At 62.2% G+C, this 13,130-nt stretch carries 14 protein-coding genes; 8 read left to right on the plus strand and 6 right to left on the minus strand.

The window, feature by feature from the left end:
• Positions 1-660: 660 nt before the first annotated feature.
• From NTD85_RS03385 to NTD85_RS03405, 5 genes are read right to left on the minus strand one after another with little or no spacing between them, the layout of a single operon-like run.
• On the minus strand, positions 661-1,683 hold the full coding sequence (locus NTD85_RS03385) for a GlxA family transcriptional regulator (protein WP_262141419.1): 1,023 nt from the start codon (positions 1,681-1,683) through the stop codon (positions 661-663).
• 50 nt (positions 1,684-1,733) lie between these two features.
• On the minus strand, positions 1,734-2,855 hold the full coding sequence (locus NTD85_RS03390; protein WP_262141420.1) for an agmatine/peptidylarginine deiminase: 1,122 nt from the start codon (positions 2,853-2,855) through the stop codon (positions 1,734-1,736).
• A gap of 47 nt (positions 2,856-2,902) precedes the next feature.
• Positions 2,903-4,006, minus strand: a complete 1,104-nt coding sequence (locus tag NTD85_RS03395) for an extracellular solute-binding protein (RefSeq protein ID WP_262141421.1) — start codon at positions 4,004-4,006, stop codon at positions 2,903-2,905.
• Between the two features lie 2 nt (positions 4,007-4,008).
• A complete protein-coding gene (gene aguB / locus NTD85_RS03400; RefSeq protein ID WP_262141422.1) occupies positions 4,009-4,917 on the minus strand; it encodes an N-carbamoylputrescine amidase in 909 nt (302 codons plus the stop codon).
• A gap of 3 nt (positions 4,918-4,920) precedes the next feature.
• Complete coding sequence (locus NTD85_RS03405) at positions 4,921-5,973, minus strand: agmatine/peptidylarginine deiminase (RefSeq protein WP_262141423.1); 1,053 nt, start codon at positions 5,971-5,973, stop codon at positions 4,921-4,923.
• 135 nt (positions 5,974-6,108) lie between these two features.
• On the opposite strand from NTD85_RS03405, the gene NTD85_RS03410 reads away from it, so the two are divergent.
• Complete coding sequence (locus NTD85_RS03410) at positions 6,109-6,969, plus strand: LysR substrate-binding domain-containing protein (RefSeq protein ID WP_262141424.1); 861 nt, start codon at positions 6,109-6,111, stop codon at positions 6,967-6,969.
• On the opposite strand, the gene NTD85_RS03415 is transcribed toward NTD85_RS03410, so the two are convergent.
• A complete protein-coding gene (locus tag NTD85_RS03415; protein ID WP_262141425.1) occupies positions 6,947-7,873 on the minus strand; it encodes a LysR family transcriptional regulator in 927 nt (308 codons plus the stop codon). The two genes, NTD85_RS03410 and NTD85_RS03415, sit on opposite strands and share 23 nt — an antisense overlap.
• A gap of 122 nt (positions 7,874-7,995) precedes the next feature.
• Between NTD85_RS03415 and NTD85_RS03420 the strand changes: the two genes are divergently transcribed.
• The 7 genes from NTD85_RS03420 to phnE all read left to right on the plus strand — a co-directional run bounded on the left by NTD85_RS03420 (position 7,996) and on the right by phnE (position 13,128).
• Complete coding sequence (locus NTD85_RS03420) at positions 7,996-8,394, plus strand: RidA family protein (protein ID WP_103485024.1); 399 nt, start codon at positions 7,996-7,998, stop codon at positions 8,392-8,394.
• Positions 8,395-8,469: 75 nt separating this feature from the next.
• Positions 8,470-9,027 (plus strand): helix-turn-helix domain-containing protein, encoded by a 558-nt coding sequence (locus NTD85_RS03425; RefSeq protein WP_262141426.1) that lies wholly within the window; start codon positions 8,470-8,472, stop codon positions 9,025-9,027.
• Positions 9,028-9,104: 77 nt separating this feature from the next.
• Complete coding sequence (locus NTD85_RS03430) at positions 9,105-9,695, plus strand: HD domain-containing protein (protein WP_262141427.1); 591 nt, start codon at positions 9,105-9,107, stop codon at positions 9,693-9,695.
• 190 nt (positions 9,696-9,885) lie between these two features.
• Positions 9,886-10,749 carry a putative selenate ABC transporter substrate-binding protein gene (locus NTD85_RS03435; protein ID WP_041072554.1) on the plus strand — a complete coding sequence of 288 codons (864 nt, stop codon included), beginning with the start codon at positions 9,886-9,888 and terminating at the stop codon, positions 10,747-10,749.
• Positions 10,746-11,543, plus strand: a complete 798-nt coding sequence (locus tag NTD85_RS03440; RefSeq protein ID WP_262141428.1) for a phosphonate ABC transporter ATP-binding protein — start codon at positions 10,746-10,748, stop codon at positions 11,541-11,543. Before NTD85_RS03435 ends, NTD85_RS03440 begins: the two co-directional genes overlap by 4 nt.
• Complete coding sequence (locus tag NTD85_RS03445; RefSeq protein ID WP_103520759.1) at positions 11,537-12,364, plus strand: PhnE/PtxC family ABC transporter permease; 828 nt, start codon at positions 11,537-11,539, stop codon at positions 12,362-12,364. Before NTD85_RS03440 ends, NTD85_RS03445 begins: the two co-directional genes overlap by 7 nt.
• Positions 12,361-13,128 carry a phosphonate ABC transporter, permease protein PhnE gene (gene phnE, locus NTD85_RS03450; RefSeq protein WP_262141429.1) on the plus strand — a complete coding sequence of 256 codons (768 nt, stop codon included), beginning with the start codon at positions 12,361-12,363 and terminating at the stop codon, positions 13,126-13,128. Before NTD85_RS03445 ends, phnE begins: the two co-directional genes overlap by 4 nt.
• Positions 13,129-13,130: the final 2 nt, after the last annotated feature.

Consider the following 13,130-nt stretch of genomic DNA (forward strand, 5'->3'; position numbering starts at 1 on the left):
GCCACCCCCCCCCCCCCCCCCCCCCCCCCCCCCCGCTCCCACATTGGCCTGTGCTAAGCCAGTGGTTCTGACACCACCCAGTTAAACCTGTGGGAGCGGGCTTGCTCGCGAAGAGGCCCTGTCAGGCAATTCATATGCCGACTGACACACCGCCTTCGCGAGCAAGCCCGCTCCCACATTAGCCTGCGCTGAGCCAGTGGTTCTGACACCACCCAATTAAAACTGTGGGAGCGGGCTTGCTCGCGAAGAGGCCGTGTCAGGCACTTCATATGCTGAATGACACACCGCTTTCGCGAGCAAGCCCGCTCCCACATTGGTCGGCGCCGAGCCAGTGGTTCTGACACCACCCAATTAAACCTGTGGGAGCGGGCTTGCTCGCGAAGAGGCCGCGTCAGCCAATTCATATGCTGAAGGACACACCGCCTTCGCGAGCAAGCCCGCTCCCACATTAGCCTGCGCTAAGCCAGTGGCTCTGACACCACTCAATTAAACCTGTGGGAGCGGGCTTGCTCGCGAAGGGGCCGCGTCAGCCAATTCATATGCTGACTGACACACCGCTTTCGCGAGCAAGCCCGCTCCCACATTGGTCTGCGCTCAGCCATTGGCTCTGACACCAATCACAGGGGTTGGGTCTGTGGCTGGCAATAGAAACAGCGCGGGTTATTTGACCAGGCGTTTTTCCTTGGACGGTCGGTAGCCGAAGAACGCGCTGTAGCATTTGCTGAAATGGCTCGGCGAAACGAAACCACACGCCACCAGCACTTCCATCTGCGACAGCTCGGTGTGTTGCAACAGACGCCGGGCTTCGGTGATGCGCAATTCCAGGTAATAGCGCTGCGGCGTGGTGCCCAGTTGCTCCTTGAACAAACGCTCCAGCTGACGCCGCGATCGGCCGGCATACACCGCCAGTTGCTCCAGCTCCAATGGCTCTTCGAGGTTGGCGTCCATCAGTTTCACCACCTCGCGCAAGGGTGCGCTGACGCAGAGGTTTTCGTCCGGTTTGATCCGCCGGTAGCGCGATTCCTCGAACGCCAGAATGTCCTCGATGCCTTCGACCAGCGCCTTGCCGTGCAGGCTCTTGATCCAGTCCAGCGCCATATGAAAAGCCCCCGACGGACTCGACGCCGTGAGCCGGTCGCGATCAATTACATACGGTTCACTGCTGACCTGGGTGGCTTTGGCAATTTCCGTCAGCGCGGGACGATGTTCCGGGTGGATCGCGCAACGATAGCCATCGAGCAATCCGGCGCGGCCGAGAAACCACGCACCATTCCACAATCCGGCCAGACTGACGCCGCGTTCCGCAGCCGCGCGCAGCAGGCTGATCAACTCCTCGCTGGCCTTCAGCTCGGTGCGGTAGCCGCCACACACCACCAGCAGATCCAGCTGCGCAAGACTGCCCAAGTCAATTCGCGCATCCGGACGAATCACCAGCCCCAGATCGCTGATCACCTCCCCCTCGCCCAGCCCGAACGTGCGCGAGCTGAACAACCCGGCGCGCAACAGGTTGGCGGTGATGATGGTGTCCAGCGCCTGAGTGAAGGCCGGCAGCGAAAAGTGTTCCAGCAACAGAAAACCGGTGCGGGTGATGCGGGTCTCGGCAGATTGCTCATTCAGATAGCGGAGGTTTTTGCCCTTCATGCCTCCGCTGAATTGACGTCGTTCGATCAAGGTCTGGCCCATCGGTCATGTTGTTATGCGCCGATAGTTGGCTTGCCGGGCCAAAGAGTCAATCACGCTTGCGGCTGATGACTGGTTACGCAGTGAATCCCGCCGCCACCGGCAGCAATCGCATCGATGTTCAGCAACTCGACTTTGCGCTCCGGATACAGCTTCGACAGCAGGTCGTAAGCCTTCTGGTCGGCGGCCTTGTCGCCGAATTCCGGGGCGATGATCGCGCCGTTGATCACGAAGTAGTTGATGTAACCGGCAGCGAAATCCGGGTTGTCCTGATTGAACTTGCTTGTGCGCGGCTTGAGCGGCGGCGAAATCGTGTGGATCTGCAGTTTGCGACCATCAGCGTCGGTGGCTTTCTTGAGAATCTCCAGGTGCGCCAGCGTGACCTGGTGATCGTAGGATTCAGGGTCGCTGTCGAGGTTGGCGATCACCACACCGGGCTTGATGAACCGCGCATAGAAATCGACGTGAGCGTCGGTGATGTCCTTGCCCTTGATCCCCGGCAGCCAGATGATTTTGCGCAGACCCAGACGCGCCTTCAATTCAGCTTCGACCTCGGCCTTGCTCCAGCCCGGATTGCGGTTGCTGTTGATCCAGCTGCTCTCGGTCATGATCCCGGTGCCGTGACCGTCGACTTCAATGCCGCCGCCCTCGCCCACCAGCTCGCTGCGCAGGTAAGTCGCCTGTGCGTCGGCGGCCACTCGCGCGGCGATTTTTGCATCCTTGCTGTGCCGCTGTTTGTCGCCCCAACCGTTGAAATTGAAGTCCACGGCACCGAGTCCGCCCCTGTCGTCGATGACAAAATTGGCGCCGATGTCACGCATCCAGATGTCGTCGAGCGCGGCGGTCACGTAGGTGACGTTGCGGGTGCCGCAGTACTCTTCGGCGAGACTGCGTTCGCCGCTGCGACAAAACACCGTGAGCGGTTCATAACGGGCAATGGTGCGGGCAATGCGGCCCAGCGCAGCCTGCACATCCGCGGTGAAATCTTCCCAGATCGCATCCTGTGCGCCGAAAGCGATGAAGGCGCGCTCGTGCTTGTCGCCCTCGTCGGGCATGAACCAATCCCCCGCGCTGGCCGCCAGCAATTTGCCCGGCGTCAGGCCAAGGCCCATGACCGCAGCGCTGACACCTGCGGCGACTGATACCTGTTTGATGAACTCTCGACGCGTCGACATATCTGGTTTTCCTGAAAAGGGCCGGCGATCGGGCGCCGGCGGTTGAATCATGGCTGAGTGGCGGTTTTGAATTTGGTCCAGGTGCGCATCCGTGCACGCATATCGGCCTGAGGAATGTCCTTGCCCGGGATCAATCGAGCGTAGGTCACCTCATCGAGGTAGATGTCCGGGTTGTTGCGCATCGCCGCATCGACGCTGGCCCGCGCCTTGACGTTGGAAGTCGGGTAACCGGTGAAGTTACTGATCGCCGCCATGTTCTCCGGGCGCATCACAAAGTTGATGAACGCGTAGGCGTATTCCGGGTGTTTCGCATCGACCGGAATCGCCATCGTGTCCATCCACACCGTGGTGCCTTCGCGGGGGATGCGGTACTCAAATTTCGTGGTCTTGCCAGCGCTGTCCGAGGTGCGCTGGGCCTGGGTCATGTCACCGCTGTAACCCAGCGACAGGCACAGGTTGCCGTTGACCAGATCGGTCACCGGTTGCGACTGGAACTTGCGCACGTAAGGCCGCAGCTTCATCAGCACCTCACTGGCCGCCGCCAGATCCTCCGGTTTCGCGCTGCGCGGATCGCGGCCCAGATAATTCAGCACCACCGCCAGCGCTTCATCCGGCGAGTCAATCAGCGAAATTCCACAGTCGGCGAACTTCGCCGCCAGCTCCGGTTTGAACAGCATGTCCAGGCTGTTGACCGGTGCGTCGGCCATGCGCTGCTGGATCTGCGCCGCGTTGTACGTCAGGCCGATGGTGCCCCAGGTGTAGGGCACGGTGGCCTGGCTGGAGTGTTCGTAATGGCTACGCAATTTCTGCAAACCGGGTTCGATGTCGGCCAGCGCCGTCAGCTTCGATTGATCCAGCGGCAACAGGCTGCCGGCCCGCATCAGGCGCTCGGCCACGGTGTCGCCGGGGAAGATCAGGTCATAGCCGCTGCCACCAGAGAGCATCTTCGCTTCGAGGGTTTCACTGCCGTCCATGACGTCGTAAATCACCTTGATCCCGGTTTCCGCGGTAAAGCGGCTCAGGGTGTCTTCGGCAAAATAATCGGCCCAGTTGTACAGCCGCAGGGTTTTGTCCTCGGCGCGCAGCGACGGGATCACGCATGTCAGCGCCAGACCCAGCGCGCCCAGCAGTCTTTTGTGGTGCGTAGCCATGTTCAAACCCCTTGAGTGTTCCAGCGTGCATGGAGGTGGCGGCCGTCCTGACTGAGCAGCGCGCCGTACATGTCCGGCCGGCGGTCGCGGTAGATGCCCCAGCTCAGGCGCTCTTCGCGCATCGCGTCGAGATCGAGGCGGTGCACCAGCACGCCGCTACTGTCGCGATCGGCTTCGGCGAGCAATCGGCCTTTGTGATCGCTGATAAACGACGAGCCGTAAAAGCTCATTTGCAGCGACGAATCAGTGGTTGCCACTTCTCGCCCGACCCGGTTGGCGGCTACCACCGGCAGCAGGTTGGCGGCAGCATGACCGCGCATGGTCATCTGCCAGTGATCGCGGGAATCCAGCGCCGTGCATCCCGGCTCGGAGCCAATGGCCGTGGGGAACAGCAACACTTCAGCACCCATCAATGCCAGACAGCGTGCGGTCTCGGGGAACCACTGATCCCAGCAGATACCCACGCCGAGGCGACCGAACGCGGTGTCCCAAACGCGGAAACCGCTGTCGCCGGGGCTGAAATATTCCTTCTCCTGATAACCGATGGCGTTGGGGATGTGGGTCTTGCGATACACCCCCGACAGACGCCCGTCGGCATCGGCCACGCTCAACGAATTGAAGAAGGCGTTGCCGGCCCTCTCGAACCAGCTCAGCGGCAACACCACGCCCAGCTCTTTTGCCAGTGCGGCGAAACGCTGCAGCACGCGGCTGTCGCGGTATTCCTCGGCCAGCGCCAGATGCTTGTGGCTCTGTTCGATGCAGAAATACGGCGTGGCGAACAGCTCCTGCAACAGGATCACCTGCGCGCCCTGCGCGGCCGCCTCACGCACCAGTTGCTCGGCCTGATCGAGGTTGCGCGGCAGGTCCCAGGTGCACGGCATCTGGGTGGTGGCGATGGTCAGATGGCTCATCGCTCAACCCTCCACCGGCCAGGCGGGCTGCTGCTGGGTGATGCAATGCACCCCGCCGCCGCCATGGGCCAGATGATTGATGCGCACCGGCACCACTTCGCGTCCGGGGAACGCCTGCGCCAGCACTTTGGCCGCCACCTCGTCGGCCTCGATGCCGTAGGCCGGCATGATGATCGCGCCGTTGGCGATGTAGAAATTGGTGTACGAGGCGCAGAACACTTCGGCTTCGCTGTCCACCGCTTCGCTGGCTTCGAACAGTTCGATCAGCTCGAACTTGCGCCCTTGGGCGTCGGTCGCCAACTCCAATGCGCGGCGATTTTCCCGCACCACTTCGGCGTACACCGAACTCTGATCATGCGTCGCATCCACCAGCAACACGCCGGGACGGGCGAAGGCGCAGACACCATCGACGTGGCCGTCGGTCATGTCGCCGGTGACGTAATCCGGATCGCCCGGCAACCAGATGGTTTTCTTCACGCCCAATAGACGGCGGAAGATTTCTTCCATCTCGACCTTGCCGATCCCCGGGTTGCGATTGGGGTTGAGCAGCACCGATTCGGTGGTGATCAGCGTGCCCTCGCCGTCGACATGAATCGCCCCGCCCTCGTTGCTCAGCGGCGTGCCGAAGCATTCCAGCCCCAGATGATTGAGTGCGCGCCGCGCGAGGCTTTCGTCCAGCTCATGCGCCGACTTGCCGCCCCAGGCATTGAAGCGCCAGCTGACACCGGCCAGCCCTTGTTGCGGGTGGCAGACGAAGCTCGGGCCAGAGTCGCGGCACCAACTGTCGTTGACCGCCAGCGGGATCAGCTCGATGTTCGGCCCGCACAGGGCTTTGGCGCTCGCTAGCGCCGACGGATCAACGACCATTTTCACCGGTTCGAAGCGTGCGATGGCGTTGGCGACCCGGGCGAAATCCTCTTGCACCAGCGGCAAGGTCACGCGCCATCCCGATTCCCACAGCGCCTGGTTATGCGGCCAGACCATCCACGTCGCGGCATGCGTCACCCATTCGGCAGGCATCATCCAAGCGTTGTTGTTATTCTCGTTGCGCGGCATGACAAGCACCTCTCGATTAAGCCATTGTGTTCAATGGAAATTGCCGTGATTTGGCTTGAGATGAATGCTACTGAGCTGAAACCGCGCCAACAAACGATGGATTTAGCGCACAACTGATTAGAGGAACTTATCGATATGCTCAAGCACTGGCCGCCGCTCAGCTCGCTGCGCGGTTTCGAAGCAGCTGCGCGCCTTGGTAGTTTTCACAAGGCGGCCGATGAGTTGAGCCTCACTCAATCGGCGATCAGCCAGCAGATCCGCAGCCTCGAGGCGTACCTCGAACAGCCACTGTTCTTTCGCAACGGTCGCAGCGTCGCACTGACCGACGCCGGCCACGATCTGCTCAGCACCACCCAGGCGATGCTCCAGCAACTGGCGGTCGGCATCCGGCGTCTGGGGCAATATCAGAAGCCCAACCAACTGGTGCTCAACACCACGCCAGCGTTTGCCCGGCACTGGCTGCTGCCGCGTCTGGCGGATTTTCGGCGCCAGCATCCGCAGGTCGATCTGTGGATTTTCAGCACCGATGAAGTGCCGGACATGGCCACGCAAACCATCGATCTGGCGGTGCGCGACGACATCAGCTCCCAGGCTGAATGCAGCTTCAAGGTGCTGCATGCCGACCGCCTGTTTCCGGCGTGTCATCCCAGCGTGTTGGCGCAACCTGCCGCGCAGCGCACCACCCTGCACGGTGAGCGTGAAATGGACTGGAGCCACTGGGCGGTGGAGACCGGCGTCGATGTCGGGCAGCAGGATCAGGGGTTGAATTTTTCCGATCCGGGCTTGTTGCTCGATGCCGCTGCGGCGGGGTTGGGGATTGCGCTGGTCAGTCAGTTGCTCAGCCGTCAGGCGCAGGAAAACGGGCTGCTGCAACCCTTGGTGGAGCAAACCATTCGTGGCCCGAACTGGGCACTGCTGACCCATCGCGACAGCGAGAATGACCCGATGGCGCGATGCTTCAGCGAGTGGCTGATCAAAAAACTCGGCGCTCGATGACCGGTGCATGCTGCGCCATCAGCTCGATGATCCAGTCGATGAACACCCGCAGTTTCAGGCTGACATGCCGGTTCGGCGGATATGCCACATAAAGCGGCATCGGTTCGAGTTGCCAGTCCTCGAACAGCGGCACCAACTCACCCCGGGCCTGATGTGCGTCCGACATATACCTGGGTAACCACAGCACGCCCATGCCGGCCAGACCTGCCGCAAGGTAGGCATTGCCGTCATCGACCGCCAGCACGTGACGCCCCTTGATCTGCAGGTGTTCGCTGTCACGGTGCAAGGCGTATGGCACCGGTTTGCCGGTGCGCGCCCAGAGAAAGCCGACCACCCGATGATGCGAGTCTTCCAGCTCCCGTGGATGCAGCGGCGTGCCGGCGCGGGCCAGATAACTCGGCGCGGCAAATACCCCGAGCTGAAGATCGGCGACCCGCCGCGCCATCAGTGACTGATCGAGCAATTCGCCGCCGCGCACCACGCAATCGACGTTCTCATCGATGATGTCGACGATGCGGTCGCTGACGCCCATGTCGATCTGAATATCCGGGTAACGCGCGTGAAACTCAGGCAACGCCGGCATCAGGATCAGCCTCGCCAGCGGACTTGGCACATCGACGCGTAAGCGCCCTCGGGGTAACGCCGAGGCGCCGGACAGACTGGTTTCAGCGTCGTCCATATCGGCCAATAACTTGATCACTCGCTCGTAGTAAATCGCGCCATCAGCAGTGACGTTGACCTTGCGTGTGGTGCGGTTGAGCAACTTGACCCGCAGCCGTGCCTCCAGTTGCTGCACCAGTTGCGTCACGGTGGTCTTGCTCATGTGCAAGGTCTCGGCAGCCTTGGTGAAGCTGCCCGCCTCGACCACCCGGGCGAACGCCTGCATTGCATCGAAACGGTCCACTTTGCGCCCTCGGATTGTTTGGATTTTGCAAACAGTGAACGCCAAGGTTGCGCGTTTATCGCGGCTGCGCAAGTCCCTAAAGTCACTCCATCGTCAATGACCAAACAATGATGGAGACACCCATGACCCAGCGCGACGTCGTTTTTCCGCCAGCCCGCCATGCGCTTTACGAGCGTCATCGCTATTCGCCGGCGATTCGTTCCAACGGTTTCCTGTTCGTCTCGGGACAAGTCGGTAGCCGTGAAGATGGTTCGCCCGAGCCGGATCTGCAGGACCAGGTGCGCCTGGCCTTCAACAACCTCAATGCGATTCTCGACGCCGCCGGTTGCAGCTTCGCCGACGCGGTCGACGTCACGGTGTTTATGGTCGATCCACAATCGACCTTCGAAACCATCTGGGAAGTGGTGCCGGAGTTCTGGGGCAGCGCGCCGTATCCGACGATCACTGCGGTCGGCGTGACCTGGCTGGCCGGGTTTCAGTTCGAGATCAAGGTAATCGCCAGGCTGCGCGAAACGGCCTGATCGTCTGGCGGATTTGCACCGGGGGTCGGCAGTCTTCAGACTGTCCGACCCGCCTACCCATTTTCCACAACCGCCATGTCAGACCTGTTATTGAAGCCCGCCCTGCCCGGTATCGCCTTGCGACGCTGGCGCCTGCTGCATCGCGTCAAACAGACGCATGCGGCGCAGTTGTTCAACGTCACCCAGTCGACCATTTCTCGCTGGGAAAGCGGTGTGCAGGCGCTGGAGCCTGTCGCGCAGCAACAGCTGGAGCGCTTGCTGGCTGCGCGCCTGGACAGCGCCGCCGATCAGGTATTGGCGCGTCTGGTCGGGGAAAGTCAGCGGCCGATGCACCTGATCTGCGACCTCACCCACCGTTTGCTGGCCTGCTCTCCTGCGCGTGCTGCCGAGTTCACCCAGCCCTTGAGTACGTTGCTGGGACAGTCGCTGTGGCGCTTCGCAACGCCGGAAATTGTGCTTAGAGAGTCGGCCCTGACGAGCAATGGCTGGCACGAGATTCAGGCGCCGCCGGCCGTGGAATTCAGCACCGGCAGCAATGCCTCCGACCTCGTGCCGATTCGTCCCAGCCTGTGCCGCTGGACGCGCATTGCGCTGTCTGACGGTAGCGCCGCGCGTCTGGTGGAAACCCTCTGAACGCATATTTTATGCGTGGACGCCAAGTGTCTTCAGTTCTAGGCTGAGCTTTTCGGCGTATTCAGCCAGGCAGACACATGAACCTCGAAATCATCAAGGGCCGCCTCGAATTTCTGCGCGAAGCAGAAAAACTCAAGGACGTCCTGCGCAGCGCGCACACCTCCAGCGGCCGCACCGAAAGCACCGCCGAACACAGCTGGCGCCTGTGCCTGATGGCGATTGTCTTCGCCGATCAACTGGCCGGCCTCGACCTGCTCAAAGTCCTGAAGATGTGCGTGATTCACGATTTGGGCGAAGCCATCAATGGCGATATTCCTGCGGTCAATCAGGCCGCGTTCCCCGACAAGGGTGAACAGGAGCGCAACGACCTTCTGCTGCTGACCCATTCGCTCGATGAAGCACTGCGCAACGAGATTCTGGCGCTGTGGGACGACTACGAAAATGCGCAGTCCGCCGAAGCCAAAGCGGTCAAGGCACTGGATAAGCTGGAGACCTTGTTGCAGCACAATCAAGGTTTGAACCCGGCGGATTTTGATTACGGTTTCAATCTGGGCTACGGCAAGAAATACACCAGCGCCGACCCGGTTTTCGCCACCCTGCGCGAGCTGATCGACCAAGACACCCGACAGCGCATCAGCGACCGCCAAAGCGGCACCGAGCGATCCTGAATCAGTTGTTTCATCTCAGCCCCATCCGCCGGCATGAAACGTGGAGCAAAACATCCCCGGGCACCCGCGCTGGCCTTTGACTGCCCGGCTGCGTATAACCTCGCCGTTTCGTCTAACCTGATTGAGCGCCCGAGCGCGACACCTCGCGCCCTGGCACTTAGAATGCGACGCTCATGAAACGGAGATTTCCATGCTCAAACGAACCCTGGCACTGACTGCTGGTCTGGCCCTGTCTTTTTCTGCTCTGGTGGCGCATGCCGCCGATGTGTTGCGGGTCAGCGCGATTCCCGATGAAGCCCCGACCGAATTGCTGCGCAAGTTCGAGCCGCTGGGCGCGTATCTGGAGCAGCAGTTGGGCATGAAAGTGCAGTTCGTTCCCGTGGCCGACTATCCGGCGGTGGTTGAAGCGCTGGCGACCGATCGCCTCGACATGGCCTGGCTGGGCGGTTTCACTTTTGTTCAGGCGCGCCTGAAGACCGACGCCACCACCCCGGTTATCCCGCTGGTGCAGCGTGAGCAGGATGCGCAGTTCACCAGCAAGTTCATCACCGCCGACCCGAACGTGAAGAGTCTGGCCGACCTCAAGGGCAAGACCTTTGCCTTCGGCTCGGTGTCGTCGACGTCGGGCAGCCTGATGCCGCGTTATTTCATGCTGAAGAACGACAACATCAAGCCTGAAGCCTATTTCAGCCGCGTCGCCTACTCCGGCGCGCATGACGCCACCGTGGCCTGGGTCCAGGCCGGTAAAGTCGATGCCGGTGTGCTGAATGCCAGCGTCTGGCAGAAACTGGTGGATGCCGGCAAGGTCGACACCAGCAAAGTCCACGTGTTCGCCACCACCCCGGCCTACTTCGATTACAACTGGACCGTGCGCGGCACCCTCGACCCGGCGCTGGCGGCGAAGATCAAGAAAGCCTTCCTCGACCTCGATCCGGCCAACCCTGAGCAGAAGAAGATTCTTGATCTGCAGGCGGCCAGCCGCTTCATCGACACCAAACCCGAGAACTACAAGGGCATCGAGGAAGCCGCTCGCGCTGCCGACCTGCTGAAATGACCCTGAGCCTCAAACACGCCAGCCTGCACCACGCCAACGGGGTCGACGCGTTACGCGGCGTTGACCTGCAGATTGGCGTGGGTGAACAGGTAGCGATCATCGGCCCTTCCGGGGCCGGCAAGTCGAGTCTGTTGAATCTGTTGGCCACTGCGTTGCGCCCCAGCAGCGGTGAAATCGAGGTGCTGGGCGAGCGTCCCTGGCACCTATCCGCCCATCAACGGCAACGCCTGCGTGCGCGCATCGGCCTGGTTCACCAAGCACCGCCGCTGCCGCCGCGCCAACGGGTGGTGACGGCGGTGCTGGCCGGCAAACTCGGGCAGTGGAGTCTGGGCAAAAGCCTGCTGAATCTGCTGCATCCCACGGACATTCCCGGCGCCCGTGCCGCCCTCGCCCGCCTGGATCTGGGCGACAAACTCTTCGCTTACTGCCAGCAATTGTCCGGCGGCCAATTGCAGCGCGTGGGCATTGCCCGGGTGCTGTATCAGGCGCCGGAGGTTCTGCTGGCGGACGAACCGGTGTCGGCGATGGACCCGGTGCTCGCCGGGCACACCCTGTCGATCCTCGCGCAGCACGCGCGGGCGCACAACGTCACACTGGTGGCGAGCCTGCACGCGGTGGAACTGGCGCTGGCGCATTTCCCGCGGGTCATCGGCCTGCGCGACGGCCAGATCCTGTTTGACAGCCCAGCCGGACAGGTCAGCCGCGAAATGCTCGACACGCTGTACGCCAACGAGCAATTGCAAAGCCCGACGACGCCCAGTGCGCCGCTGATTGTGCAGATCCCGCGATGCTGAGGGCTGATTCACGCGACCCGGCCGCCGCGCCGCGATTGTTGCTGACTCTGCTGGCGCTGGCCTTGCTGTGGCCGGGCATCCAGCTCAGCGAACTGGATCTGGGGGTGTTGCTGCACAGCGACAGCCAGACCGAAATGGGCCGTTTCATCTCCGGATTCTGGCCACCGGCGCATGACCACGATTTTCTTCAGTTGCTGTTCAAAGCCACCCTGCAAACCCTGGCCATCGCCACCGCCGGTATGGCGTTGGCGCTGCTGCTGGCGGTGCCGGCGAGCCTGATTGCCAGCCGCGCGCTGTCATTGTCTGCGGCGTCCCGGAGCGGCATTCCCAGTCGGGTCGGGCGCTTGTTGCGCTGGCCGGTGCGCGGGTTGCTGATCTTCTTGCGCAGCGTGCCGGAGATCGTCTGGGCGCTACTGTTTGTGCGTGCCGTGGGCCTCGGCCCGGCAGCCGGTGTGCTGGCGATCGCCATCACCTACAGCGGCATGCTCGGCAAGGTCTACGCGGAAATTTTCGAATCCACCGACCAACGCCCGGCGCACGCCTTGATGCAGGCCGGCAGCGGACGACTCGCGGCGTTCGCCTACGGGATTCTGCCGAATGTCGCGGCCGAGCTGCTGTCGTACACGGTGTATCGCTGGGAGTGCGCGATTCGTGCGTCGGTGGTGATGGGGTTTGTCGGCGCCGGAGGCCTCGGCCAACAGATCGACCTGTCACTGCGCATGTTCGCCAGCGGTGAAGTGGCGAGCATGTTGCTGACGTTCCTGATTCTGGTGCTCGGTGCCGACCAACTCAGCCGCCTGCTGCGCTGGAGGCTGACATGAATCGCCTGATCAATCTGTTGCTGATCGTCGGCATTGGCGTCGCGGTTATCGCCTCGTTCGGTTACCTCGAACTCGATCTCGGTGAACTCGGCAGCGCCACCAGCCTCAAGCAGATGGGTGCCTACGCGCAGCGTTTTCTCAGCCCGGACCTTAGCGCCACGCATTTACAGGCGATCCTCAAGGGCTCGCTGGAAACCCTCGCCATGTCGGCCCTCGGCACCCTGCTCGCGGCGGTGTTCGGCATTATCCTCGCGCTGCCCGCGGCCGGGCGTTTCGGCTGGCCGCTGCAAAGCGCTTCGCGCCTGCTGCTCAACGGTCTGCGGGCGATTCCGGAACTGGTGTGGGCGGCGCTGATGGTGCTCGCCGCCGGCCTCGGCCCGAACGCCGGCACCCTCGCGCTGGCCCTGCACACCACCGGCGTACTCGGCCGGCTGTTCGCCGAAGCGTTGGAAAACACCCCGCCGGAACCGGCCGAAGCGATCCGCTTGCAGGGCGGCAATCCAGTGCTCGCGTTCTGCTACGGCACCCTGCCCAACCTCGCCCCGCAATTGCTCGCGTATTGCCTGTATCGCTGGGAAAACAATATTCGCATGGCCAGTGTGCTGGGGTTTGTCGGTGCCGGTGGTTTGGGGCAGATGCTGTATGTCAGCCTCAGCCTGTTTCAGGAAGCGCAGGCGAGTACGGTGATTGTGGCGATGCTGATTCTGGTGCTGGGCGTGGATTCGCTGAGCGCCTGGAGCCGACAGCGCTGGGTCAAGGCCTGACG

This window comes from Pseudomonas sp. 13B_3.2_Bac1 (assembly GCF_025466205.1).
Classification (GTDB): Bacteria; Pseudomonadota; Gammaproteobacteria; order Pseudomonadales; family Pseudomonadaceae; genus Aquipseudomonas; species Aquipseudomonas fluorescens_H.